The sequence below is a fragment of the Enterobacter asburiae genome (assembly GCF_008080435.1).
GTDB lineage: Bacteria > Pseudomonadota > Gammaproteobacteria > Enterobacterales > Enterobacteriaceae > Enterobacter > Enterobacter asburiae_C.
This window is the reverse complement of record NZ_VRKN01000007.1, coordinates 231,175-257,899: the sequence shown is the minus strand read 5'-3', so window position 1 is coordinate 257,899 and position 26,725 is coordinate 231,175. Positions and strand designations below refer to the sequence as shown.

Below are 26,725 nucleotides of genomic sequence, written 5' to 3'. Positions count from 1 at the left end.
TCTTACTCCTGATTCACGCGATTAAGCTTGCCCACAGCGGCAGCCATCAGAACTTCCTGGGTGGCCTGCTCGCGAGTGAATTCACCGCCGAGATGCCCTTCATGCATGACGATAATGCGATCGCTCATGCCTAATACTTCTGGCATCTCGGAAGAGACCAGAATGATGCTCAGACCGTCGGCCTTGAACTGGTTAATCAGCTGATAGATCTCTTTCTTCGCGCCGACGTCTACGCCGCGGGTTGGCTCATCGAGGATCAGCACTTTCGGGCGCGTCATCAGCCCGCGCGCAATCGCCACTTTCTGCTGATTCCCGCCGGACAACAGGCCAATCGCCTGCTCCATCGACGGGGTTTTGACGTTAAAGAGACGGATAAAATCGCTGACTGCCTGCTGTTCGTCTTTATGCTTCAGGCTACCGCCGCTATAGCTGAAATAGCGCAGCGCGGTAAGCGACATGTTCTCTTTCACCGACATGCCCAGCACCAGGCCGTCGCGCTTGCGGTCTTCAGAGATATAAACGATACCGTTCGCCAGACCATCCTGCGGAGAGCGGGTCACCACTTCATGACCGTCGAGCGTGACATAACCGCTGGTGCGCGGCAGTGCGCCATAGAGCACTTTCATCAGCTCGGTACGGCCCGCGCCCATCAAACCTGCTACGCCCAGGATCTCGCCCTGGCGCAGGGTAAAGGTCACGTCGTCCACACCCGGGCCGCAGAGGTTGTCCACCTTCAGGCGGATCTCACCCGGCGCTTTCTCCAGATGCGGATACTGATCTTCGAGCTTACGTCCCACCATCATTTCGATCAGCGTATCTTCGGTCAGCGTGGCGACTTCGCGCTCGGCAATAAACTGCCCGTCGCGAAAGACGGTGACGTCATCGCAGATTTCGAAGATCTCTTTCATGCGGTGAGAGATATAGACAATACCGCGCCCCTGCGACTTCAGCTCGCGGATGACGCGGAACAGGGATTCGGTTTCGGTATCGGTCAGGGCGTCGGTCGGTTCATCCATAATGATGACCTTCGACTCAAAGCTCAGCACCTTGGCGATTTCCACCATCTGCTGATCGCCAATGGAGAGATCGCCCACCAGGCGGTCGCTCTTAAAGCGCAGGTTAAGCTTCGCCAGCAGCTTGTCCGCTTCGGCATACATGGTTTTCCAGTCGATTTTGCCGAACCGGTTTACAAACTCGCGGCCGAGGAAGATGTTTTCCGCAATGGTGAGCTGCGGAATCAGGTTCAGCTCCTGATGAATAATACCGATGCCGGCTTCCTGAGAGGATTTCGGGCCATTGAAGGTGGTCTCTTTTCCCAGCCAGACCAGTGAACCGGCATCGCGTTGGTAGATACCGGTCAGCACTTTCATCATGGTGGATTTGCCGGCACCGTTTTCGCCCACCAGCGCCATCACGCGCCCGGGGTAGACGTTCAGCGCCGCACCGGAGAGGGCTTTTACGCCCGGGAACGACTTATCGATCCCTTTGAGTTGCAGTAATGCGTCCATGATGGCCTCAGAAGGTGACGCCAGCACAGAGAATGATATTCGCATACGGGGAACACTCCCCGCTGCGAATCACCGCCTGACTGTCTGCGGTTTGTTGTTTGAATTGTTCGTGCGTCGTGTAACGAATTTCTATGGTGTTTCCCTGGTGTTGTTGCAGTTGCTCAATGTGGCTGAGCAACGTTTCGTGGAGTTGCGGATTATGTTGTTTGATTTCCGCCGCGAGAATGGCTGCCTCAACCTGCATCTCCGCAGTCACCACGTCCAGTACCTGCATAAACGAGGGTACGCCCTGCGTTAACGCCATATCGATACGGGTTGTGCTGCGCGGAACCGGTAAGCCTGCATCGCAAACCACCAGCGTATCGGTATGCCCAAGACGGGAAATAACCGATGAGATTTCTGAGTTGAGTACAGTGCCTTTCTTCATTTTCTTGCTCCACTAGCGAAACGTTTCGCTGAAAGTAGTGTAGCGCCAGAAATGTTCAGAAAACCATCATGACGTAACAGATTTGTGATCGACGTCGAAACGTTTCGCTAAGTGAAATGTAGAGACAATTATTGTGGGTTGGCGAGGGGTTTGGTAGGCCGGGTAAGCGAAGCGCCACCCGGCATTTTCAGGAGGGATTAGATCTCGACCTGCGTACCCAGTTCAATCACGCGGTTAGGCGGGATCTCAAACTGGTCAGGCGCGCGCAGGGCGTTACGCTGCAGGATAAGGTACAGCTTGCCGCGCAGGCGCAGATACCACGGGCGCTTGCCGATGATCAGTGACTCGTGAGACATGAAGAATGACGTCTCCATCATCCGGCAGCTCAGCCCTTCCAGGCCGCAGCGGTGGAACACCTCTTCCACGTTCGGCGTTTCACGCCAGCCGTAGCTCGCCACCACGCGCCAGAAGGTCGGCGACAGCTGCTCAATTTGTACACGGCGCACGTTGTGAACATACGGCGCATCTTCGGTGCGCAGCGTCAGCAGGATCACGCGCTCGTGCAGTACTTTGTTGTGCTTGAGGTTATGCATCAGCGCGAACGGAATGACATTCAGCGCGCGAGACATATATACCGCGGTACCTGGCACGCGGACCGGCGGGGATTTCTCCAGCGAAGCAATCATTGCCTCCAGAGAATTCCCGTGCTCATGCATACGGCGCAGCAGGCGGAAACGCTCGCTTTTCCAGGTGGTCATGACAATGAACATCACCAGACCCAGCGTCAGCGGCAGCCAGCCACCGGAGACAATTTTGTCGAGGTTTGCAGAGAACAGCGGCACGTCGATGCACAGGAAGCCCACCAGAATCATCGCCACGAGGAATTTATTCCAGTGCCAGTTTCGGTACGCCACCGTGGTGGAGAGAAGCGATGTCAGCACCATCGTACCGGTTACCGCAATACCGTACGCCGCCGCCAGGTTACTGGAGTGCTCGAAGCTGACGATAACAATGACAACAGCAAAATAGAGCAGCCAGTTAATGAACGGGATGTAGATCTGACCCGACTCCATCTCTGAGGTATGGATGATGCGCATCGGTGAAAGGTAACCCAGACGCACGGCCTGGCGCGTCAGAGAAAACACGCCGGAAATCACCGCCTGAGAGGCAATGACGGTCGCCAGCGTCGCCAGGATCAGCATCGGCACCAGCGCCCAGTCAGGCGCCAGCAGGAAGAACGGGTTCTTGATCGCTTCCGGGTTTTTAAGCAACAGCGCACCCTGACCGAAGTAGTTCAGCACCAGCGACGGAAGCACCACAATAAACCATGCCACGCGGATAGGCAGTTTCCCGAAGTGGCCCATGTCAGCATACAGCGCTTCCACACCGGTGATGGAGAGCACGACGGCCCCCAGCGCCACGAAGGACACCACTTTGTATTCCAGGAAGAAATGCACGGCCCAGTAAGGGTTCAGCGCCTGCAGCACTTCCGGGTTCGCGATAATGCTGCGCAAGCCAAGCGCCGCCAGGATCAGGAACCAGGCCAGCATAATCGGTGCAAACAGTTTGCCCACCAGCCCTGTACCGTGCTTCTGGATCATGAACAGCAGCGTCAGGACAATAATGGCCAGCGGAACCACCCATGAATCGAGCTGCGGAGCAATAATCTCCAGCCCCTCTATCGCCGACAACACCGAGATAGCCGGCGTTATCACCACTTCTCCGTAGAAGAAACTGCCGCCAATCAGGCCGATAATGACCAGCACTGAGGTCATTCTGGCCGAGGTGTTGCGTCCGGCAAGGGACATCAGGGTCAGGATCCCACCTTCACCTGCGTTATCAGCACGCATAACGAAGGAGAGATATTTAACGGAAACCACCAGGATCAGCAGCCAGAAAATGAGGGACAGGAAGCCAAACACGGCATCGCGTTCAACACCAAAACCAAACTGGCCGGACAGACATTCACGAAGCGTATAAAGCGGGCTGGTGCCGATATCACCGTAGACAACCCCGATCGCCGCAAGCGTTATTGCGGGTAATGATTGCTTATTATCAGTGCTCATAGACTAGTCTTTTCGTTTAAATAACAAATGTGTTCCTGGTCCCTTGGCCCACAAAAAGCGCACAGTATGCACGATTCATTGCAAAATCGTACCCCTAAATGCAACCGCATTAATGTAGCGCAAAGAAAATTGCGCCGCACTTCAGTCTATTACCAGCCCTGACTGAAACGTCTATACTCGCTTCAATTGGCCGCCACGACGGCGAAAGGATGCAAAACTATTATGGCTCACTCACATTTATTAGCAGAAAGAATTTCCCGCCTCAGCAGCGCGCTGGAGAAAGGCCTCTTCGAGCGTAGCCACGCCATTCGCCTCTGTTTACTGGCGGCGCTGAGCGGTGAAAGCGTGTTTTTGCTGGGACCACCTGGCATTGCCAAAAGCCTGATCGCCCGCAGGCTAAAATTTGCTTTTCAGAACGCCCGCGCCTTCGAATATCTCATGACCCGGTTTTCTACCCCAGAAGAAGTTTTTGGCCCGCTTTCCATTCAGGCATTGAAAGATGAGGGTCGCTATCAGCGTCTGACAGAAGGGTACCTTCCGGAAGCTGAGATTGTTTTTCTTGATGAGATCTGGAAAGCGGGACCGGCTATTCTGAACACCCTGCTCACGGCGATAAACGAACGTCGCTTCCGTAACGGTGCCAGTGAAGAGAAAATCCCGATGCGCCTGCTGGTGGCCGCCTCTAACGAACTGCCTGAAGCCGACAGCAGTCTGGAAGCGCTGTATGACCGCATGCTGATCCGCCTGTGGCTGGACAAAGTGCAGGATAAGTCCAACTTCCGCTCCATGCTGGTCAGCCAGCAGGATGAAAGTGAAAACCCGGTATCCGCTTCGCTGCAGGTGACGGATGAGGAGTATCACCAGTGGCAGCAGGATATTGGCAAAATCAAATTGCCCGATGCTGTGTTTGAGCTGATCTTCATGCTGCGCCAGCAGCTAGATTTGTTGCCTTCAGCGCCGTACGTCTCGGACCGTCGCTGGAAAAAAGCGATCCGCCTGCTGCAGGCCAGCGCTCTGTTCAGCGGGCGTGATTCCGTTGCGCCAATCGACCTGATCCTGCTGAAAGACTGCCTGTGGCACGATGCAGAAGGGATGAACCTGATGCAGCAACAGCTTGACGTTTTGATGACCGGACACGCCTGGGGGCAACAGGCGATGCTCAACCAACTGGGGGCGATTGCCCAGCGGCGCATCCAGCTCCAGCAGCAGCAAAGTGATAAAACCGCGCTGAAAGTAAGTCGCCTGGGGGGCATGTTCGCCCGCAAACCGCACTACGAACTTCCCGCGGATCTGACCGGCGCAACGCTAACGTTGCTGCTCCAGCAGCCGCTCAAACTTCATGATATGCAGGTGGTACACATTACGATTGAACGCGAGGCGCTGGCGCAGTGGCTGGATAAGGGCGGTGAGATCCGTGGAAAACTCAACGGCATTGGTTTCGCGCAGCCGCTGAATATGGAAGTGGACAGTAGCCAGCACCTGGTGCTCCGCGACGTGAGCCTCCAGGGATCGCGTCTTGCGCTTCCGGGCGCCGCCTCTGACAGCGTCCCAGAAGAGATTAAGCAGCAACTGGAAGCGCTGGATACCGAATGGCATCAGCAGCACACCCGCTTTAGCGAGCAGCAAAAATGCCTCTTTATTCATAGCGACTGGTTAGGTCGCATCGAAGCCAGCCTGCAGGATGTCAGCGCGCAGATCAAACAGGCGCGTCAATGCTAACGCTGGATACGCTTAACGTCATGCTGGCCGTCAGCGAGGAGGGGTTGATCGAAGAAGTGGTTATTACCCTTCTGGCGTCGCCGCAGCTGGCGGCGTTTTTTGAAAAATTTCCGAAGCTTAAAAAAGCGATGACGGACGATCTTCCGCGCTGGCGAGAAAATTTGCGTCAGCGGTTCAGGGAGACCGAAGTTCCGCCTGAGTTAACGGAAGAGGTGGCCTGCTATCAGCAGTGCCAGCGGCTCTCCACGTCGCAGTTTATCGTCCAGCTCCCGCAAACCCTGACGTTGCTCGATAACGTCCACTCTCCGTTTGCCAGCCAGGCCCGGGCGCTGGTCACGGATAACGCCACCTTTACCCCGGCGCTGCATACCCTCTTCCTACAGCGCTGGCGCCTCAGCCTGGTGGTTCAGGCCACAACGCTGAACCAGCAGCTGCTGGATGAAGAGCGTGAACAGCTGCTCAGCGAAGTTCAGGAGCGTATGACGCTGAGCGGCCAGCTTGAAGAGGTGCTGGTAGAAAATGAAAACGCCGCCGGACGTCTGTGGGACATGAGCGCCGGGCAGTTGAAGCGCGGTGACTATCAGCTGATCGTCAAGTACGGCGACTTTCTAACGCAGCAGCCCGAGCTGATGAAGCTTGCAGAACAGCTGGGGCGCTCAAGGGAGGCAAAGTCGGTCCCAAAGAAAGATGCCCCAATGGAAACCTTCCGCACCCTGGTGCGCGAACCGGCCACCGTACCGGAGCAGGTCGATGGACTCCAGCAGAGCGATGACATTTTACGCCTGCTGCCCACGGAGCTGAGCACGCTCGGGATGACCGAGCTGGAGTATGAGTTCTATCGTCGGCTGGTGGAAAAACAGCTTCTCACCTACCGACTGCACGGCGAAGCCTGGCGCGAGAAAGTCAGCCAACGGCCTGTCGTCCATCAGGATTTTGATGAACAGCCGCGCGGGCCATTCATTGTTTGCGTGGATACGTCCGGATCGATGGGCGGATTTAACGAGCAGTGCGCGAAGGCGTTCTGTCTGGCACTGATGCGCGTGGCGCTCGCCGATCGCCGTCGCTGCTTCATCATGCTCTTCTCCAGCGAGGTTGTGGGCTATGAGTTGACGAATCAGCAGGGGATCGAGCAGGCAATCCGCTTCCTGAGCCAGCGTTTTCGCGGCGGCACGGATCTGGCCAGCTGCTTTCGCAGCATTGTGGAGCGTATGCAGGGCGGCGACTGGTACGACGCTGACGCGGTGGTGATTTCCGATTTTATTGCCCAGCGGCTGCCGGATGACGTAGTGAATAAGGTGAAGGAATTACAGCGGGTGCATCAGCACCGTTTTCATGCGGTGGCGATGTCCGCACATGGAAAACCCGGCATCATGCGCATCTTCGATCATATCTGGCGCTTTGATACCGGGTTGCGTAGCCGCCTGCTCAGACGCTGGCGGCGTTAATTACAGAAGAGAACCGACGCTTTCACGTACCTGCTGTGGCCAGACCCCACACTGAACCTGACCGATATGGGGCAGTTGCAGCAGCAGCATGGTCAGACGGGACTGGCCGATACCGCCGCCGATCGTCTGCGGCATTTCACCGCGCAGCAACGCCTGGTGCCACTCGAGTTTGAGACGATCTTCATCACCGGTAACCGCCAGCTGGCGCTTCAGCGCGTCAGCATCCACGCGGATCCCCATAGAAGAAAGCTCGAAGGCGTCTTCCAGTACCGGGTTCCAGACCAGAATATCGCCGTTCAGCCCGGCAAATTCACCCTCACCCGCAGTACTCCAGTCATCATAGTCCGGCGCGCGAACGTCGTGGCGTTTGCCATCGGACAGTTTGCCGCCAATACCGATCAGAAACACAGCACCTAACTCTTTGGCGATCGCACGCTCACGTCCTTTGGCATCCAGATCCGGGAAACGGCTCAGCAGCGCCTGGCTGTGAACAAAGTGGATCGTATCCGGCAGGAACGGTGCCAGACCAAACTCTTTGCTTACGGCCGCTTCGGTCGCTTTGATCCCGGCGTAGATCGCCTCAACGGTAGATTTCAGCGTACCGACGTGGCGCTCGCCATCACCCATTACGCGTTCCCAGTCCCACTGATCAACGTAAACGGAATGAATTGGAGAAAGGCGATCTTCATCGGGACGAAGGGCTTTCATGTGCGTGTAGAGCCCTTCGCCCGCGCTGAAGTCGTGTTGTCCCAGAGTTTGACGCTTCCACTTCGCCAGTGAATGAACCACTTCGAACTGGGCATCTGGCAGTGTTTTCACTTTCACCTGTACCGCTTTTTCGCATCCAGAGAGGTTATCCTGGGTCCCGTCACCCACGCGGCTCAGAATTGGCGCCTGGACTTCAATTAGTCCAAGCTTCTCTTCCAGCTGGCGGGAAAAATGGGATTTAACGAAACTGATCTGGCGTTGTTTTGCGATGTAAGCGGTTTTCATTATTTATACTCCTGCGTCCTGTTGATATTGATTAAGCAACAGAAATGGCACCTTATTCAATAACCCATCAACAAAAAGCCATCTTCACTTTTGATTCGCTAAAATAAGACGCTAGAATAGAGTGATTCATTAATCTTCATAAGAAAAAGCTATGGAAAATTATCAGATCGACAATCTCGACCGCGGCATCCTGGAGGCGTTAATGGCCAATGCCCGTACCGCCTACGCCGAACTGGCGAAACAGTTTGGCGTCAGCCCGGGAACCATTCACGTTCGCGTAGAGAAGATGAAACAGGCGGGGATCATTACCGGCGCACGCATAGACGTCAGTCCTAAACATCTGGGTTACGACGTCTGCTGCTTCATCGGCATCATTCTTAAAAGCGCCAAAGACTACCCTTCCGCCCTGGCGAAGCTGAACGCGCTGGATGAAGTCACTGAGGCGTATTACACCACCGGTCACTACAGCATCTTTATAAAGGTCATGTGCCGATCCATCGACGCCCTCCAGCAGGTACTTATCAACAAGATCCAAACAATCGATGAAATTCAGTCCACCGAGACACTGATCTCCCTGCAAAACCCGATTATGCGTACCATCCGCCCGTGATCGGGCAAATTCATTCCCACATTTTCCACAGGTAGATCCCAGCTCGTTCACAGCGTACAATGGCCGTCTCTTTATCTGGGCGAGCGATCAATGGCGGACATTACCCTTATCAGCGGCAGCACCCTTGGTGGTGCGGAATATGTAGCGGAACACCTGGCTGAAAAGCTGGAAGATGCGGGCTTTTCCACACAAACCCTGCACGGCCCGTTGCTTGAAGATCTCCCGACTGACGGGGTCTGGCTGCTGATCACCTCCACGCATGGCGCGGGCGATCTGCCGGATAACCTGCAACCTTTATATGACGAACTGCTGGAACAACAGCCCGACCTGTCAAACGTCCGTTTTGGCGCGGTGGGGATCGGCAGTCGTGAATATGACACCTTTTGCGGGGCAATAGAGAAAGTCGAAGCCGTTGTTACCTCTTGTGGAGCGAAACAGCTGGGTGAAACGCTCAAGATCAACATCCTCGATCATGACATTCCGGAGGATCCAGCCGAGATCTGGCTCGCGGAATGGAAAATTTTACTCAAAAACGATTAAAGATCGCGCGAACAGATGTGGATAACTCTGGTTAAAAGCTCGTATTAACCGGTAGTTATCCAAAGAACAACTGTAGTATTGTTTTTGACCTGTGTATAAAGTCGCGATCTGATCCCAGCTTATACTGTCCAGGATCACCGGTCATTCACAGCAAACGATCCTTTCTAACTGCATGATCTTCTTTATGAGATCGGACTTATCCACACATGTTCGCGATCCTAATAAGAGATCACAATAGAAAAGATCTCTAAATAAAAAGATCTTCTTTTTAATAGCCAGGATCCCAATGCTTTCTCGAAAGACTAAAGTTGAGTAGAATCCACGGCCCGGGCTTCAATCCATTTTCATACCGCTTTACGCGAGGCAGACCACCATGTTTTATCAGGATCCTTTTGACGTCATCATCATTGGCGGGGGTCATGCAGGCACTGAGGCCGCAATGGCCGCAGCGCGTATGGGTCAACAGACCCTGCTTTTGACACACAATATCGACACGCTGGGACAAATGTCCTGTAATCCGGCGATTGGCGGCATTGGGAAAGGACACCTGGTAAAAGAAGTGGATGCACTTGGCGGCCTGATGGCGAAAGCGATCGATCAGGCTGGTATCCAGTTTAGGATACTAAACGCGAGTAAAGGTCCCGCTGTGCGAGCGACCCGTGCCCAGGCAGACCGCGTGCTTTACCGTCAGGCTGTGCGCACCGCGCTGGAGAACCAGCCGAACCTGATGATCTTCCAGCAAGCAGTTGAAGATCTTATCGTTGAGAACGATCGCGTCGTGGGTGCCGTGACCCAGATGGGCCTCAAATTCCGTGCAAAAGCCGTGGTGCTGACCGTGGGCACATTCCTGGACGGGAAAATTCATATCGGTCTGGATAACTACAGCGGTGGCCGTGCTGGCGATCCGCCGTCTATTCCACTGTCTCGTCGTCTGCGTGAACTGCCGCTGCGCGTCAGCCGCCTGAAAACCGGTACGCCACCGCGTATTGATGCGCGGACCATTGATTTCAGCGTGCTGGCGCAACAGCACGGTGATAACCCAATGCCGGTCTTCTCGTTCATGGGCAATGCGGCGCAACATCCGCAGCAGGTACCGTGCTATATCACGCATACCAACGAGAAAACCCATGACGTGATCCGTAACAACCTCGATCGCAGCCCCATGTATGCTGGCGTGATCGAAGGGATCGGCCCACGCTACTGTCCGTCGATCGAAGACAAAGTGATGCGCTTTGCCGATCGTAACCAGCACCAGATCTTCCTGGAGCCGGAAGGGCTGACCTCGAACGAAATTTACCCGAACGGCATCTCCACCAGCCTGCCGTTCGATGTGCAGATGCAAATTGTTCGCTCAATGCAGGGGATGGAGAATGCGAAAATCGTTCGTCCTGGCTACGCTATTGAGTACGATTTCTTCGATCCGCGTGACCTGAAGCCAACCCTGGAAAGCAAATTCATCCACGGTCTGTTCTTCGCGGGTCAGATTAACGGCACAACCGGCTACGAAGAAGCGGCTGCACAGGGTCTGCTTGCCGGTCTGAACGCCGCACGCTTCTCTGCTGAGAAAGAGGGCTGGGCGCCAGGCCGTTCTCAGGCGTATCTGGGCGTGCTGGTTGACGATCTCTGCACGCTGGGTACCAAAGAACCGTACCGTATGTTTACCTCGCGCGCGGAATATCGCCTGATGCTGCGTGAAGATAACGCCGATCTGCGTCTGACCGAAATGGGTCGCGAGCTGGGTCTGGTCGACGACGAGCGCTGGGCGCGCTTTAACGAAAAGCTGGAACGCATCGAACAGGAACGTCAGCGCCTGAAAACCACCTGGGTGAATCCGCAGGCGGAAACCGCTGCCGAAGTAAACGCTCACTTAACAGCGCCGCTGTCGCGTGAAGCCAGCGGGGAAGATCTGCTGCGCCGTCCTGAAGTCACCTACGAGAACCTGGTCAAATTGACCGCGTTCGCACCGGGACTGGAAGACGCTGAAGCGGCAGAGCAGGTCGAGATCCAGGTGAAGTACGAAGGTTACATCGCGCGTCAGCAGGATGAGATCGAAAAACAGCAGCGTAACGAAAACACGCTACTGCCGGAAATGCTGGACTACCGCCAGGTGACGGGTCTTTCCAACGAAGTGATCGCCAAGCTGAACGATCACAAACCGGTGTCGATCGGCCAGGCCTCACGTATCTCCGGCGTCACGCCTGCAGCGATTTCCATTCTGCTGGTGTGGCTGAAAAAGCAGGGTATGTTGCGCCGCAGCGCGTAATGCCCAGAACATTGCCCGGTGGCGCTGCGCTTACCGGGCCTACTGAACCCGTAGGGCGGGTAAGCGAAGCTCCACCCGCCACCTAAGTTTTCCAACAGGTATTCACCGTGCTCAACAAACTCTCTCGTCTGCTGGATCAGGCAGGTATTTCGCTCACCGATCACCAGAAAAATCAGCTGGTGGCCTATGTCGATATGCTGAACAAATGGAACAAAGCGTACAACCTGACCTCAGTACGTGACCCCAACGAGATGCTGGTACGCCATATTCTCGATAGCATTGTGGTTGCCCCCTGGCTGAAAGGTGAGCGTTTTATTGACGTGGGGACGGGACCTGGTTTACCGGGCGTTCCGCTGTCGATTGTTCGCCCTGAAAGCCACTTCACGCTGCTGGACAGCCTGGGCAAGCGCGTGCGCTTTTTACGTCAGGTTCAGCATGAGCTGAAGCTTGAGAACATTACGCCCGTACAGAGCAGGGTAGAGGAATTCCCGGCAGAGCCGCCGTTTGATGGGGTTATCAGCCGTGCTTTTGCGTCGCTCAACGATATGGTGAGCTGGTGCAAGCACTTACCGGCAGAGAACGGACGCTTTTATGCGCTGAAAGGGCAGTTGCCAGGCGATGAGATTGAACAGCTTCCGGACGGATTTGCTGTTGAATCCATCGAGAAATTAAACATTCCTCAGCTCGATGGGGAACGTCATCTGGTGATAATTAAGCCAAACAATTTTTAAAAAATTAATAAAAAATGTGGAATTTGTGCTGTTCTTAGCATGTTAAAAAACAGCACAACTACCGGGGATTTACCGGTGAGCTTTTAACCTCTTTTTTACTAAGGTTTTTCTTCCAGTTAACGTAGCATCTTTTATTCACCGATAAGATAGTCATCTGTGAAAATATAAGTCTGCTAAAAGTGGAAGGCGGTAACCAGAATGCAATGTTAATTATTTATTAAGAATGTCAATAAAAGGTTTTTATTGTGTACTGGGCTGTTTTGAAAATAGTTACGACGTTTTGCGTTTAATTTCATAAAGATAAATTTACGCGATTTGCGCCTTTGATAAATACAACCTTATCGCAAATGTGTGTTTTGTGATCTCGTGCACGCTTTATCGTCAACGTTTTCGCGCTGTTTGCAGTTTTGGTCGAAGGTTGACGCTTTCAGCGAAAGTTAAAAAATAGCGGTGGGGAAAAATATTTAAACATTTATTCACCTTTTCGCTACTTAATGTTTGAAATCACGGGTGCGCACCGTATAATTTGACCGCTTTTTGATGCTTGACTCTGAGCCTTAAAGGACGTTTTATACGACACGCGGCATACCTCGAAGGGAGCAGGAGTAAAAACGTGATGTCTGTGTCGCTCTTGAGTAGAAACGTTGCTCGTAAGCTTCTGTTCGTTCAGTTTCTGGCTGTGATAGCAAGTGGACTGCTGTTTAGCCTCAAAGACCCCTTCTGGGGCATCTCCGCCGTGTGCGGGGGTTTGGCGGTTGTGCTGCCAAACGTGCTGTTTATGATTTTTGCCTGGCGTCATCAGGCGCATACACCCGCCAAAGGCCGCGTGGCCTGGTCCTTCGCCCTCGGCGAAGTGTGTAAGGTGTTGCTGACCTTTGCTCTACTGGTGATGGCGCTGGCGGTTTTGAAAGTGGTCTTCATGCCGCTGATAGCAACGTGGGTTTTGGTGCTGGTGGTACAAGTTCTGGCTCCAGCTGTAATCAATAACAAAGGGTAAAAGGCATCATGGCTTCAGAAAATATGACGCCGCAGGATTACATAGGTCACCATCTGAATAACCTTCAGCTGGACCTGCGTACATTCTCGCTGGTGGATCCACATAACCCCCCGGCCACCTTCTGGACGATCAACATCGACTCCATGTTCTTCTCGGTGGTTTTGGGTCTTCTGTTCCTGGCCATGTTCCGCGGTGTTGCTAAACGAGCGACCAGCGGTGTACCAGGGAAATTCCAGACATTCATCGAAATGATCATCGGCTTCGTCCATGGCAGCGTCAAAGACATGTACCATGGTAAGAGCAAGCTGATTGCTCCTCTGGCTCTGACCGTGTTCGTTTGGGTCTTCCTGATGAACCTGATGGACCTGCTGCCAATCGATCTGCTGCCGTTTATCGGTGAGCACATCTTCGGCCTGCCTGCACTGCGTGTTGTACCGTCTGCGGACGTGAACATCACCCTGTCGATGGCGCTGGGCGTATTTATCCTGATTCTTTTCTACAGCATCAAAATGAAAGGCGTAAGCGGCTTTGTGAAAGAGCTTACCTTGCAGCCGTTCAACCACTGGGCGTTTATTCCGGTCAACCTGATCCTGGAAGGCGTTAGCCTGCTGTCCAAACCTGTTTCACTGGGTCTGCGACTGTTCGGCAACATGTATGCGGGTGAGCTGATTTTCATTCTGATCGCGGGTCTTCTGCCGTGGTGGTCACAGTGGATTCTGAATGTGCCATGGGCCATTTTCCACATCCTGATCATTACGCTGCAAGCCTTTATCTTCATGGTTCTGACGATCGTCTATCTGTCGATGGCGTCTGAAGAGCACTGATTTTTTACCAACACTACTACGTTTTAATTGAAACAAACTGGAGACTGTCATGGAAAACCTGAATATGGATCTGCTGTACATGGCTGCCGCTGTGATGATGGGTCTGGCGGCTATCGGTGCTGCGATCGGTATCGGCATCCTCGGGGGCAAATTCCTGGAAGGCGCAGCGCGTCAACCTGATCTGATTCCTCTGCTGCGTACTCAGTTCTTTATCGTTATGGGTCTGGTGGATGCTATCCCAATGATCGCTGTAGGTCTGGGTCTGTACGTGATGTTTGCTGTCGCGTAGTAGTAGTTTTAAAACCCTAAGCCACAGAAATTAAAGAGGTATTGTGCTGTGAACATGAACGCAACAATCCTCGGCCAGGCCATCGCGTTTATTCTCTTTGTCTGGTTCTGCATGAAGTATGTATGGCCGCCTTTAATGGCTGCCATCGAAAAACGTCAGAAAGAAATTGCTGACGGTCTGGCTTCTGCAGAACGCGCTAAGAAAGATTTGGACCTTGCACAGGCCAACGCGACAGACCAGCTGAAAAAAGCGAAAGCGGAAGCTCAGGTTATCATCGAACAGGCTAACAAACGCCGTTCGCAGATCCTGGACGAAGCCAAAGCTGAAGCAGAACAGGAACGTACTAAGATCGTGGCACAGGCTCAGGCAGAAATTGATGCTGAGCGTAAACGTGCTCGTGAAGAACTGCGTAAGCAGGTTGCGATTCTGGCTGTTGCTGGCGCCGAGAAGATCATCGAACGTTCCGTGGATGAAGCTGCTAACAGCGACATCGTGGACAAACTTGTCGCTGAACTGTAAGGAGGGAGGGGCTGATGTCTGAATTTGTTACGGTAGCTCGCCCCTACGCCAAAGCAGCTTTTGACTTTGCTGTCGAACACCAAAATGTCGATCGCTGGCAGGATATGCTGGCGTTTGCCGCTGAGGTGACGAAAAACGAACAAATGGCTGAGTTGCTTTCCGGTGCGTTAGCACCTGAAACTCTCGCCGCGTCGTTTATCGCCGTGTGCGGAGAGCAACTGGATGCCAACGGCCAGAACCTGATTAAGGTCATGGCTGAAAATGGTCGTCTCCGTGTGCTCCCGGATGTTCTCGAGCAGTTTGAGCACTTACGTGCCCTTAGTGAAGCAACCGCTGAAGTCGAAGTGACTTCTGCGACTGAACTGAGTAATGAACAGCTTGCGAAAATCACCGCCGCGATGGAAAAACGTCTGTCACGCAAAGTTAAGCTGAATTGCAAAATCGATAAGTCTGTAATGGCAGGCGTAATCATCCGTTCGGGTGATATGGTCATTGATGGCAGCGTACGCGGCCGTCTTGAACGCCTTGCAGACGTCTTGCAGTCTTAAGGGGACTGGAGCATGCAACTGAATTCCACCGAAATCAGCGAACTGATCAAGCAGCGCATTGCTCAGTTCAGTGTTGTGAGTGAAGCTCACAACGAAGGTACTATTGTTTCTGTAAGTGACGGTGTTATCCGCATCCACGGCCTGGCCGATTGTATGCAGGGTGAGATGATTTCCCTGCCGGGTAACCGTTACGCTATCGCACTGAACCTGGAGCGCGACTCCGTAGGTGCCGTTGTGATGGGTCCATACGCTGACCTTGCCGAAGGCATGAAGGTTAAGTGTACTGGCCGTATTCTGGAAGTGCCGGTTGGCCGTGGCCTGCTGGGTCGCGTTGTTAACACCCTGGGTGCGCCAATCGACGGTAAAGGTCAGGTTGAGCACGATGGCTTCTCCCCAATCGAAGTTATCGCACCAGGCGTTATCGACCGTCAGTCCGTAGATCAGCCTGTTCAGACAGGTTATAAGTCCGTTGATGCCATGATCCCAATCGGTCGTGGTCAGCGTGAACTGATCATCGGTGACCGTCAGACCGGTAAAACCGCGATGGCAATCGACGCCATCATCAACCAGCGTGACTCCGGTATCAAATGTGTGTACGTGGCCATCGGCCAGAAAGCGTCCACCATTTCTAACGTGGTTCGTAAGCTGGAAGAGCACGGTGCACTGGCTAACACCATCGTTGTGGTAGCAACTGCTTCTGAATCTGCTGCACTGCAATACCTGGCGCCATACGCCGGTTGCGCAATGGGCGAATACTTCCGTGACCGCGGTGAAGATGCGCTGATCGTATACGATGACCTGTCTAAACAGGCTGTTGCTTATCGTCAGGTTTCCCTGCTGCTCCGTCGTCCACCTGGACGTGAAGCGTTCCCTGGCGACGTATTCTACCTCCACTCTCGTCTGCTGGAGCGTGCTTCCCGCGTTAACGCGGAATACGTCGAGAACTTCACCAAAGGTGAAGTGAAGGGGAAAACGGGCTCTCTGACCGCTCTGCCGATCATTGAAACCCAGGCGGGTGACGTTTCTGCGTTCGTTCCGACCAACGTAATCTCCATTACCGATGGTCAGATCTTCCTGGAAACCAACCTGTTTAACTCCGGTATTCGTCCGGCAGTTAACCCAGGTATCTCCGTATCCCGTGTTGGTGGTGCTGCTCAGACCAAGATCATCAAGAAACTGTCCGGTGGTATCCGTACCGCGCTGGCACAGTATCGTGAACTGGCTGCGTTCTCTCAGTTCGCATCCGATCTGGACGAAGCAACCCGTAAACAGCTGAGCCACGGTCAGAAAGTGACCGAGCTGCTGAAGCAGAAACAGTATGCACCAATGTCTGTTGCTCAGCAGGGCCTGGTACTGTTCGCGGCTGAACGCGGTTACCTCGAAGATGTGGAACTGGCGAAAATCGGTAGCTTCGAAGCCGCTCTGCTGGCTTACGTCGACCGTGATCACGCTCCGCTGATGCAAGAGATCAACCAGACCGGTGGCTATAACGACGAAATCGAAGGCAAGCTGAAAGCTATCCTCGATTCCTTCAAAGCAACCCAATCCTGGTAATCGTCCGGCGGCTTGTCTCAGGACAAGCCGCCTGGCATTGAGGAGAAGCTCATGGCCGGCGCAAAAGAGATACGTAGTAAGATCGCAAGCGTCCAGAACACGCAGAAGATCACTAAAGCGATGGAAATGGTCGCCGCGTCCAAAATGCGTAAATCGCAGGAACGCATGGCAGCCAGCCGTCCTTATGCTGATACCATGCGCAAAGTGATTGGTCACCTTGCCACCGGTAATCTGGAATATAAGCACCCTTACCTGGAAGAACGCGACGTTAAGCGCGTGGGCTACCTGGTGGTGTCCACTGACCGTGGTCTGTGCGGCGGTTTGAACATTAACCTGTTCAAAAAAGTGCTGGCAGATATGAAAGCCTGGTCTGATAAAGGCGTTCAAAGCGAACTCGCGATGATCGGCTCTAAAGGCGTGTCTTTCTTTAATTCCGTTAGCGGTAACGTGGTTGCTCAGGTTACAGGCATGGGGGATAACCCTTCCCTGTCTGAACTGATTGGCCCGGTAAAAGTGATGTTGCTGGCCTACGATGAAGGCCGTCTGGACAAGCTTTATGTTGTCAGCAACAAATTTATTAACACCATGTCTCAGGTGCCAACCATCACTCAGCTGCTGCCTTTACCGGCATCAGACGATGATGCGCTGAAGCACAAAACCTGGGATTACCTGTATGAACCCGATCCGAAACCGCTGCTGGATACCCTGCTGCGTCGTTACGTTGAGTCTCAGGTTTATCAGGGCGTGGTAGAAAACCTGGCCAGCGAGCAGGCCGCACGTATGGTGGCGATGAAAGCCGCGACCGACAATGGCGGCAGCCTGATTAAAGAGCTGCAGTTGGTATACAACAAAGCTCGTCAGGCCAGCATTACTCAGGAACTCACCGAAATCGTCGGTGGTGCATCCGCGGTATAACCAGGTTAATTCGTAGAGGATTCAAGATGGCTACTGGAAAAATTGTCCAGGTAATCGGCGCCGTGGTTGACGTCGAATTCCCTCAGGATGCCGTACCGCGCGTGTACGATGCTCTTGAGGTTCAGAATGGTAACGAGAGCCTGGTGCTGGAAGTTCAGCAGCAGCTCGGTGGTGGTATCGTGCGTACCATCACCATGGGTTCTTCTGATGGTCTGCGTCGTGGTCTGGAAGTTAAAGATCTCGAGCACCCAATCGAAGTCCCGGTAGGTAAAGCAACACTGGGCCGTATCATGAACGTGCTCGGTCAGCCGATCGATATGAAAGGCGACATCGGTGAAGAAGAGCGTTGGGCGATTCACCGCGCAGCACCTTCTTACGAAGAGCTGTCAAGCTCTCAGGAACTGCTGGAAACCGGTATCAAAGTAATGGACCTGATCTGCCCGTTCGCTAAGGGTGGTAAAGTTGGTCTGTTCGGTGGTGCGGGTGTAGGTAAAACCGTAAACATGATGGAGCTGATCCGTAACATCGCGATCGAGCACTCCGGTTACTCCGTGTTTGCGGGCGTAGGTGAGCGTACTCGTGAGGGTAACGACTTCTACCACGAAATGACCGAATCCAACGTTCTGGACAAAGTATCCCTGGTTTACGGCCAGATGAACGAGCCACCAGGAAACCGTCTGCGCGTTGCGCTGACTGGCCTGACTATGGCTGAGAAATTCCGTGACGAAGGCCGTGACGTTCTGCTGTTCGTTGATAACATCTATCGTTACACCCTGGCCGGTACGGAAGTATCTGCACTGCTGGGTCGTATGCCTTCAGCGGTAGGTTATCAGCCTACGCTGGCGGAAGAGATGGGTGTTCTTCAGGAACGTATCACCTCTACCAAAACCGGTTCTATCACCTCCGTTCAGGCGGTATACGTACCTGCGGATGACTTGACTGACCCATCTCCAGCAACCACCTTTGCGCACTTAGATGCAACCGTGGTACTGAGCCGTCAGATCGCGTCTCTGGGTATCTACCCGGCCGTTGACCCGCTGGACTCCACCAGCCGTCAGCTGGATCCACTGGTTGTTGGTCAGGAGCACTACGACACCGCGCGTGGCGTTCAGTCAATCCTGCAGCGTTACCAGGAACTGAAAGACATCATCGCCATCCTGGGTATGGACGAACTGTCCGAAGAAGACAAACTGGTGGTAGCACGTGCGCGTAAGATCCAGCGCTTCCTGTCCCAGCCATTCTTCGTTGCAGAAGTCTTTACCGGTTCTCCGGGTAAATTCGTACCGCTGAAAGAAACTATCCGTGGCTTTAAGGGCATCATGGACGGCGAATACGATCACCTGCCGGAGCAGGCGTTCTACATGGTTGGTTCCATCGACGAAGCCGTGGAAAAAGCCAAAAAACTTTAACGCCTTAATCGGAGGGTGATATGGCAATGACTTACCACCTGGACGTCGTCAGCGCAGAGCAACAAATGTTCTCTGGTCTGGTCGAGAAAATCCAGGTAACGGGTAGTGAAGGTGAACTGGGTATTTTCCCGGGTCACGCACCGCTGCTCACCGCCATTAAGCCTGGTATGATCCGCATCGTTAAACAGTTCGGTCATGAAGAGTTTATCTATTTGTCCGGCGGCATTCTTGAAGTGCAGCCTGGCAGCGTGACCGTTCTGGCCGATACCGCTATCCGTGGACAGGATCTCGACGAAGCGCGAGCCCTGGAATCGAAGCGTAAGGCTGAAGAGCACATTAGCAGCTCTCATGGTGACGTGGATTACGCTCAGGCGTCTGCGGAGCTGGCCAAAGCGATCGCGAAACTGCGCGTTATCGAGTTGACCAAAAAAGCGATGTAACACCGGCTTGAAAAGCACAAAAGCCAGTCTGGATACCAGGCTGGCTTTTTTTTTCGGCCTTAATTCATGATGAAAAAGATGTAGAATTTTAAGCATCAAACGTTTTTACTTCACACTCAAACTACCGTCAGGATGCGTATGTCAAACAGTGCGATGAGCGTGGTGATCCTTGCCGCTGGCAAAGGGACCCGCATGTATTCCGATCTGCCTAAGGTGCTCCACACGCTTGCAGGAAAGCCAATGGTGCAGCATGTCATTGATGCAGCGAATGAACTGGGCGCCAGTCAGGTCCACCTGGTCTACGGCCACGGCGGCGATCTGCTTAAAAAGACGCTGAGCGATGACAAGCTCAACTGGGTGCTTCAGGCCGAACAGCTGGGCACAGGCCATGCGATGCAGCAGGCAGCCCCGTTCTTTGCGGATGACGAAGACATTTTGATGCTTTACGGCGATGTCCCGCTGATCTCCGTTGAAACACTGACTCGCCTGCGTGAAGCCAAACCGCAGGGCGGCATCGGTTTGTTGACCGTCGTGCTGGACGATCCAACCGGTTATGGACGCATAACCCGTGAAAACGGCAACGTCACGGGTATTGTTGAGCATAAAGATGCCAGCGACGAACAGCGCCAGATTCAGGAGATCAACACCGGTATCCTGATTGCCAATGGCGCGGATATGAAGCGCTGGCTGTCCAAACTCAACAATAACAACGCGCAGGGTGAATACTACATCACCGACATCATTGCGATGGCGTACCACGAAGGGCGTGAAATTGCCGCCGTTCATCCGGCGCGCATCAGCGAAACGGACGGCGTGAACAACCGCCTGCAGCTTTCCCGTCTTGAGCGTATTTATCAGTCCGAACAGGCTGAAAAACTGCTGCTGGCAGGTGTGATGCTGCGCGATCCGGCGCGTTTCGATCTGCGTGGTTCGTTATCTCACGGGCGTGACGTTGAAATTGATACTAACGTTATCCTCGAAGGTCACGTCACGCTGGGCAATCGCGTCAAAATTGGCGCCGGCTGCGTGATTAAAAACAGCGTCATCGGTGACGACTGCGAAATCAGCCCGTACAGCGTGGTGGAAGATGCCCGTCTGGATGCAGCCTGTACCATCGGCCCGTTTGCGCGTCTGCGCCCGGGAGCTGAGCTGCTGGAAGGCGCTCACGTGGGCAACTTCGTGGAAATGAAAAAAGCGCGTCTGGGTAAAGGCTCGAAAGCCGGTCATCTGACCTATCTGGGCGATGCGGAAATTGGCAATAACGTGAATATTGGTGCAGGGACCATTACCTGTAACTATGACGGCGCGAATAAGTTTAAAACCATCATCGGTGATGATGTGTTCGTTGGCTCCGACACGCAGCTGGTGGCGCCTGTTACCGTGGGTAACGGCGTGACCATTGCCGCCGGAACAACCGTTACGCGCGATGTGGCCGAGAACGAGCTGGTGTTAAGCCGCGTTCCGCAGGTCAGCAAGCAGGGCTGGAAACGCCCGGTGAAGAAAAAGTAACTACAAGGCGGGTGGCGCTACGCTTACCCGCCCTACGATTGAGTAGGCCTGATAAGGCGTAGCCGTCATCAGGCAAACCCGGGTGAGGAGATAAATATATATCTCCCCCCACAAGCAGTACCCATAAAAATAACCCCACTCTCTACAAGGCTCGGGGCGCCCGGAAAGGGCAAATACAGGTCAGCGACAACGCAGGCATAATGCCTAAATTCGGAATCTAAAATTATGTGTGGAATTGTTGGCGCAGTTGCGCAGCGTGATATTGCTGAAATCCTTCTCGAAGGTTTACGTCGTCTGGAATACCGTGGTTACGACTCTGCCGGTCTGGCTGTCGTCGATGCAGAAGGTCATATGACCCGTCTGCGCCGTCTCGGTAAAGTGCAGATGCTGGCCCAGGCCGCGGAAGAACATCCGCTGCACGGTGGTACCGGTATTGCGCACACCCGCTGGGCGACGCACGGCGAACCGTCTGAAGGTAACGCGCACCCGCATGTGTCTGAACACATCGTGGTGGTGCATAACGGCATTATCGAAAACCACGAACCGTTGCGCGAGGAACTGAAAGCGCGCGGCTACACCTTCGTCTCTGAAACTGACACCGAAGTGATTGCTCACCTGGTGCACTGGGAGCTGGAGCAGGGCGGCACGCTGCGTGATGCCGTGCTGCGTACTATCCCTCAGCTGCGCGGTGCATACGGCACGGTAATCATGGATTCCCGCGACCCGTCCACGCTGCTGGCAGCGCGTTCCGGTAGCCCGATGGTTATCGGTCTGGGCATGGGTGAAAACTTTATCGCCTCTGACCAACTGGCGCTCCTGCCGGTTACCCGTCGCTTTATCTTCCTCGAAGAGGGTGATATCGCGGAAGTGACTCGCCGCAGCGTGACCGTATTCGATACCAAAGGCGAGCAGGTGAAACGTCAGGAGATCGAATCGAATCTGCAGTACGACGCGGGCGACAAAGGCGCTTACCGTCACTACATGCAGAAAGAAATTTACGAGCAGCCAAACGCCATCAAAAACACCCTCACCGGGCGCATCAGCCACGGTGAAGTGGATCTGAGCGAGCTGGGCGCAAACGCGAACGAGCTGCTCGGTAAGGTTGAGCATATTCAGATCGTAGCCTGCGGTACCTCCTACAACTCCGGTATGGTTTCTCGCTACTGGTTTGAATCCCTGGCCGGTGTGCCGTGTGATGTGGAAATCGCGTCTGAATTCCGCTATCGCAAATCAGCGGTGCGTCGTAACAGCCTGATGATCACCCTTTCCCAGTCCGGCGAAACGGCGGATACGCTGGCTGCGCTGCGTCTCTCTAAAGAGCTGGGTTACCTGGGCTCGCTGGCCATTTGTAACGTCCCTGGCTCATCGCTGGTGCGTGAGTCCGATCTGGCGCTGATGACCAAAGCGGGCACCGAAATCGGCGTGGCCTCCACCAAGGCGTTTACCACTCAGTTGACCGTTCTGCTGATGCTGGTGGCGAAGCTGGCGCGTCTGAAAGGCGAAGATGCTTCCGTTGAGCATGACATCGTTCATGGTCTGCAGGCGCTGCCGAGCCGTATTGAGCAGATGCTGTCTCAGGACAAACGCATTGAAGCGCTGGCGGAAGATTTCTCTGACAAACATCACGCTCTGTTCCTGGGGCGTGGCGATCAGTATCCGATTGCGCTGGAAGGCGCGCTGAAGCTGAAAGAGATCTCCTACATTCATGCGGAAGCCTATGCGGCAGGCGAGCTGAAACACGGCCCGCTGGCGCTGATTGACGCGGATATGCCGGTCATCGTTGTTGCACCTAACAACGAACTGCTGGAAAAACTGAAATCTAACATCGAAGAAGTACGCGCCCGCGGTGGTGTCCTGTACGTCTTCGCCGACAAAGATGCCGGTTTTGTCAGCAATGACAACATGCACATCATCGAGATGCCGCATGTGGAAGAGGTGATTGCACCAATCTTCTATACCGTTCCGCTGCAGTTGCTGGCCTATCACGTTGCGCTGATCAAAGGCACCGACGTTGACCAGCCGCGTAACCTGGCGAAATCGGTTACCGTAGAATAATCCCCAGGCTCCACCTTCGGGTGGAGCTTTTTTATCCCGCCCGGTTTGTTTTTAATCAATCCTTTCTCGTTTTTAATAATGACAATCTGTCATCTTCAGCTACTTTTTTCAGTGTCACATAAAGAAAATATTTCTGAAAACGTCTTGTCATAAAACTGGCTAATACGATGAAATTTAAGCTTTCTTTTGCTGGTTTTTAAGTTAAATTTTCATTGTCATAAAACTGTCATAATTCGTACATTTATCTGTCACCTGTTTGTCCTATTTTGCTCATCGTAGCCACTTAAACAATGATTTACGAAATCCTTGCAGGAGACATTATGAAAGTTATGCGTACCACTGTCGCAACTGTTGTCGCCGCGACCTTATCTCTGAGCGCGTTCTCTGTATTTGCAGAAGCAAGCCTGACTGGCGCTGGTGCAACCTTCCCTGCGCCGGTGTATGCCAAATGGGCGGATACCTACCAGAAAGAAACCGGTAACAAGGTTAACTATCAGGGTATCGGCTCCTCCGGTGGCGTTAAACAAATTACCGCGAACACTGTTGATTTCGGCGCATCAGACGCTCCGCTGTCTGATGACAAACTGGCTCAGGAAGGCCTGTTCCAGTTCCCAACCGTCATCGGTGGTGTGGTCCTGGCCATCAACCTGCCGGGCGTGAAGTCGGGTGAGCTGGTGCTGGACGGCAAAACCCTGGGTGACATCTACCTGGGCAAAATCAAAAAATGGGATGACGAAGCGATCGCTAAACTCAACCCAGGCCTGAAGCTGCCTTCTCAGAACATCGCCGTGGTTCGCCGCGCGGATGGTTCCGGTACCTCTTTCGTGTTCACCAGCTACCTGGCAAAAGTGAACGAAGAGTGGAAATCTAAAGTCGGCTCCGGCTCTACCGTTAACTGGCCAACCGGTCTGGGCGGTAAAGGCAACGACGGTATCGCCGCGTTCGTACAGCGTCTGCCTGGCTCTATCGGTTACGTAGAATACGCTTACGCCAAACAGAACAACCTGGCTTACACCAAACTGGTCTCTGCTGAAGGCAAACCGGTTAGCCCGACCGAAGAGAACTTCGCTAACGCCGCTAAAGGCGCTGACTGGAGCAAATCTTTCGCGCAGGATCTGACTAACCAGAAAGGCGAAGGTGCATGGCCAATCACCTCTACCACCTTCATCCTGGTTCACAAAGAGCAGAAGAAACCTGAGCAGGGCACCGAAGTGCTGAAGTTCTTCGACTGGGCGTACAAAAACGGCGGCAAACAGGCTAACGCCCTGGATTACGCCACCCTGCCGGACAACGTGGTTGAGCAGATTCGCGCTGCATGGAAAACCAACGTGAAAGACAGCAGCGGTAAAGCGCTGTACTAACAGGATATATTTAACGAAGATGGCGGGTGGCGCTGCGCTTACCCGTCCTACGGTTTACTCTGTAGGCCCGGTAAGCGTCAGCGCCACCGGGCATATTCGTAAAAACGTCTCAAACAGAAGAGTAATTTATGGCTGCAACCAAGCCTGCATTTAACCCTCCGGGTAAAAAAGGTGACATGATTTTCAGCGCGCTGGTCAAACTGGCTGCGCTGATTGTGCTATTGCTGCTGGGCGGCATTATCGTGTCTCTGATTTTCTCCTCATGGCCGAGCATCCAGAAATTCGGTTTCTCCTTCCTGTGGACCAAAGAGTGGGACGCGCCGAACGACATCTACGGTGCTCTGGTGCCGATTTACGGCACGCTGATGACCTCGTTCATCGCCCTGCTGATTGCGGTTCCGGTGAGCTTTGGTATTGCCCTGTTCCTGACGGAGCTGGCGCCGGGCTGGCTGCGACGCCCGCTGGGTATTGCCATCGAACTGCTGGCAGCCATTCCGAGTATCGTCTACGGCATGTGGGGCCTGTTCATCTTTGCACCGCTGTTCGCAACATACTTCCAGGAACCGGTGGGTAATGTCCTCTCTGCCATTCCGTTTGTGGGGGCCCTGTTCTCTGGCCCGGCTTTCGGTATCGGTATTCTGGCTGCAGGTGTGATCCTCGCCATTATGATTATTCCGTACATTGCGGCGGTCATGCGCGATGTCTTCGAACAAACCCCGGTGATGATGAAAGAGTCGGCCTACGGCATCGGCTGCACCACCTGGGAAGTTATCTGGCGCATTGTTCTTCCGTTCACCAAAAATGGGGTGATCGGGGGCGTGATGCTGGGCTTAGGTCGTGCGCTGGGTGAAACCATGGCGGTCACCTTTATCATCGGTAACACCTACCAGCTCGACAGCGCGTCGCTCTTCATGCCGGGTAACAGTATTACCTCGGCGCTGGCGAATGAATTTGCGGAAGCGGAATCGGGGCTGCACGTGGCGGCGCTGATGGAGCTGGGTCTGATTCTGTTCGTTATCACCTTCATTGTTCTGGCGATTTCCAAGCTGATGATTATGCGCCTCGCTAAAAATGAGGGAGCACGCTAATGGCAACTCTCGAAATGCAAGCTACCGCTGAACTGGCGGAATCCCGCCGCAAAATGCAGGCCAGACGCCGCATGAAAAACCGTATTGCCTTGTCGCTCTCTATGGCGACGATGGCATTTGGCCTGTTCTGGCTGGTCTGGATCCTCTTCTCGACGGTTGTCCGCGGGATTGACGGGATGTCACTGTCGCTGTTCACCGAAATGACGCCGCCGCCGAACACGGCGGGTGGTGGCCTGGCAAATGCCCTGGCGGGCAGCGGCTTGCTGATCCTCTGGGCAACGGTCTTCGGCACGCCGCTGGGCATCATGGCGGGTATCTACCTGGCAGAATACGGTCGTAAATCCTTGCTGGCGGAAGTCATTCGCTTCATCAACGATATTCTGCTGTCTGCACCTTCTATCGTTGTGGGTCTGTTTGTTTACACCGTGGTGGTGGCGCAGATGGAACACTTCTCCGGCTGGGCGGGTGTGATTGCACTGGCGTTGCTGCAGGTGCCGATTGTTATTCGTACCACCGAGAACATGCTGAAACTGGTGCCGGACAGCCTGCGTGAAGCGGCTTATGCACTGGGTACGCCGAAATGGAAGATGATCTCTGCGATTACGCTAAAGGCGTCCGTCTCCGGGATCATGACCGGTATCCTGCTGGCGGTTGCGCGTATCGCGGGTGAAACGGCACCGCTGCTGTTTACGTCCCTCTCCAACCAGTTCTGGAGCACGGACATGATGCAGCCGATCGCCAACCTGCCGGTGACGATCTTTAAATTTGCGATGAGCCCCTTCGCGGAATGGCAGCAGCTGGCCTGGGCCGGGGTGCTGATCATTACCCTTTGCGTATTGTTGCTGAACATTCTGGCGCGCGTCATTTTCGCGAAGAAGAAACACGGTTAAATTTTTACGGCGCGGCACATCGCGG

General features: G+C 54.0%; 24 protein-coding genes. 20 read left to right on the top strand and 4 right to left on the bottom strand.

Going from position 1 to position 26,725, the window contains the following annotated elements:
• Positions 1-2: 2 nt before the first annotated feature.
• The 3 genes from rbsA to kup all read right to left on the bottom strand — a co-directional run bounded on the left by rbsA (position 3) and on the right by kup (position 4,001).
• Positions 3-1,508, bottom strand: coding sequence for a ribose ABC transporter ATP-binding protein RbsA (gene rbsA, locus FU672_RS15665; RefSeq protein WP_148243919.1), 1,506 nt, complete (start codon positions 1,506-1,508; stop codon positions 3-5).
• A gap of 7 nt (positions 1,509-1,515) precedes the next feature.
• Positions 1,516-1,935, bottom strand: coding sequence for a D-ribose pyranase (gene rbsD / locus FU672_RS15660; protein ID WP_032662094.1), 420 nt, complete (start codon positions 1,933-1,935; stop codon positions 1,516-1,518).
• 197 nt (positions 1,936-2,132) lie between these two features.
• Positions 2,133-4,001, bottom strand: coding sequence for a low affinity potassium transporter Kup (gene kup / locus FU672_RS15655; RefSeq protein ID WP_024907895.1), 1,869 nt, complete (start codon positions 3,999-4,001; stop codon positions 2,133-2,135).
• 222 nt (positions 4,002-4,223) lie between these two features.
• On the opposite strand from kup, the gene ravA reads away from it, so the two are divergent.
• Positions 4,224-5,720 carry an ATPase RavA gene (gene ravA, locus FU672_RS15650; protein WP_148243908.1) on the top strand — a complete coding sequence of 499 codons (1,497 nt, stop codon included), beginning with the start codon at positions 4,224-4,226 and terminating at the stop codon, positions 5,718-5,720.
• On the top strand, positions 5,714-7,165 hold the full coding sequence (gene viaA / locus FU672_RS15645) for an ATPase RavA stimulator ViaA (RefSeq protein WP_148243907.1): 1,452 nt from the start codon (positions 5,714-5,716) through the stop codon (positions 7,163-7,165). The genes ravA and viaA overlap by 7 nt, the downstream gene beginning before the upstream one ends.
• Here viaA and asnA read toward each other — a convergent pair whose 3' ends face one another.
• Positions 7,166-8,158 carry an aspartate--ammonia ligase gene (asnA, locus tag FU672_RS15640; RefSeq protein WP_045888253.1) on the bottom strand — a complete coding sequence of 331 codons (993 nt, stop codon included), beginning with the start codon at positions 8,156-8,158 and terminating at the stop codon, positions 7,166-7,168.
• 151 nt (positions 8,159-8,309) lie between these two features.
• Between asnA and asnC the strand changes: the two genes are divergently transcribed.
• The 18 genes from asnC (at position 8,310) to pstA (ending at position 26,700) form a co-directional block, all read left to right on the top strand.
• On the top strand, positions 8,310-8,768 hold the full coding sequence (asnC, locus tag FU672_RS15635; protein WP_023333916.1) for a transcriptional regulator AsnC: 459 nt from the start codon (positions 8,310-8,312) through the stop codon (positions 8,766-8,768).
• 90 nt (positions 8,769-8,858) lie between these two features.
• The gene (gene mioC, locus FU672_RS15630) at positions 8,859-9,308 is read left to right on the top strand and encodes an FMN-binding protein MioC (protein ID WP_148243906.1); all 450 of its coding nucleotides are present in this window, start codon (positions 8,859-8,861) and stop codon (positions 9,306-9,308) included.
• Between the two features lie 373 nt (positions 9,309-9,681).
• Entirely contained in the window at positions 9,682-11,571 is a 1,890-nt protein-coding gene (gene mnmG, locus FU672_RS15625; protein ID WP_023333918.1) for a tRNA uridine-5-carboxymethylaminomethyl(34) synthesis enzyme MnmG, read from the top strand.
• A gap of 107 nt (positions 11,572-11,678) precedes the next feature.
• Entirely contained in the window at positions 11,679-12,302 is a 624-nt protein-coding gene (gene rsmG, locus FU672_RS15620; RefSeq protein ID WP_121423348.1) for a 16S rRNA (guanine(527)-N(7))-methyltransferase RsmG, read from the top strand.
• A 616-nt stretch (positions 12,303-12,918) separates the two neighbouring features.
• On the top strand, positions 12,919-13,299 hold the full coding sequence (gene atpI / locus FU672_RS15615) for a F0F1 ATP synthase subunit I (protein ID WP_023333920.1): 381 nt from the start codon (positions 12,919-12,921) through the stop codon (positions 13,297-13,299).
• An 8-nt stretch (positions 13,300-13,307) separates the two neighbouring features.
• Positions 13,308-14,123 (top strand): F0F1 ATP synthase subunit A, encoded by an 816-nt coding sequence (gene atpB / locus FU672_RS15610; RefSeq protein WP_023309789.1) that lies wholly within the window; start codon positions 13,308-13,310, stop codon positions 14,121-14,123.
• Positions 14,124-14,172: 49 nt separating this feature from the next.
• Positions 14,173-14,412 carry a F0F1 ATP synthase subunit C gene (gene atpE, locus FU672_RS15605; protein ID WP_000429386.1) on the top strand — a complete coding sequence of 80 codons (240 nt, stop codon included), beginning with the start codon at positions 14,173-14,175 and terminating at the stop codon, positions 14,410-14,412.
• Positions 14,413-14,460: 48 nt separating this feature from the next.
• Entirely contained in the window at positions 14,461-14,931 is a 471-nt protein-coding gene (gene atpF / locus FU672_RS15600; protein ID WP_015961084.1) for a F0F1 ATP synthase subunit B, read from the top strand.
• A 14-nt stretch (positions 14,932-14,945) separates the two neighbouring features.
• Positions 14,946-15,479, top strand: coding sequence for a F0F1 ATP synthase subunit delta (gene atpH / locus FU672_RS15595; protein ID WP_023309790.1), 534 nt, complete (start codon positions 14,946-14,948; stop codon positions 15,477-15,479).
• Positions 15,480-15,491: 12 nt separating this feature from the next.
• On the top strand, positions 15,492-17,033 hold the full coding sequence (gene atpA, locus FU672_RS15590) for a F0F1 ATP synthase subunit alpha (protein ID WP_148243905.1): 1,542 nt from the start codon (positions 15,492-15,494) through the stop codon (positions 17,031-17,033).
• Positions 17,034-17,084: 51 nt separating this feature from the next.
• Entirely contained in the window at positions 17,085-17,948 is an 864-nt protein-coding gene (gene atpG, locus FU672_RS15585) for a F0F1 ATP synthase subunit gamma (RefSeq protein ID WP_148243904.1), read from the top strand.
• A 26-nt stretch (positions 17,949-17,974) separates the two neighbouring features.
• Complete coding sequence (atpD, locus tag FU672_RS15580; RefSeq protein ID WP_148243903.1) at positions 17,975-19,357, top strand: F0F1 ATP synthase subunit beta; 1,383 nt, start codon at positions 17,975-17,977, stop codon at positions 19,355-19,357.
• A 20-nt stretch (positions 19,358-19,377) separates the two neighbouring features.
• Positions 19,378-19,797 (top strand): F0F1 ATP synthase subunit epsilon, encoded by a 420-nt coding sequence (locus tag FU672_RS15575; protein ID WP_006177560.1) that lies wholly within the window; start codon positions 19,378-19,380, stop codon positions 19,795-19,797.
• A 138-nt stretch (positions 19,798-19,935) separates the two neighbouring features.
• Positions 19,936-21,306 (top strand): bifunctional UDP-N-acetylglucosamine diphosphorylase/glucosamine-1-phosphate N-acetyltransferase GlmU, encoded by a 1,371-nt coding sequence (glmU, locus tag FU672_RS15570; protein WP_023333922.1) that lies wholly within the window; start codon positions 19,936-19,938, stop codon positions 21,304-21,306.
• A gap of 225 nt (positions 21,307-21,531) precedes the next feature.
• On the top strand, positions 21,532-23,361 hold the full coding sequence (gene glmS / locus FU672_RS15565; RefSeq protein WP_134348233.1) for a glutamine--fructose-6-phosphate transaminase (isomerizing): 1,830 nt from the start codon (positions 21,532-21,534) through the stop codon (positions 23,359-23,361).
• 320 nt (positions 23,362-23,681) lie between these two features.
• Entirely contained in the window at positions 23,682-24,722 is a 1,041-nt protein-coding gene (gene pstS / locus FU672_RS15560; protein WP_148243902.1) for a phosphate ABC transporter substrate-binding protein PstS, read from the top strand.
• Positions 24,723-24,850: 128 nt separating this feature from the next.
• A complete protein-coding gene (gene pstC, locus FU672_RS15555) occupies positions 24,851-25,810 on the top strand; it encodes a phosphate ABC transporter permease PstC (protein WP_148243901.1) in 960 nt (319 codons plus the stop codon).
• On the top strand, positions 25,810-26,700 hold the full coding sequence (gene pstA, locus FU672_RS15550; protein WP_148243900.1) for a phosphate ABC transporter permease PstA: 891 nt from the start codon (positions 25,810-25,812) through the stop codon (positions 26,698-26,700). Before pstC ends, pstA begins: the two co-directional genes overlap by 1 nt.
• Positions 26,701-26,725 lie beyond the last annotated feature (25 nt).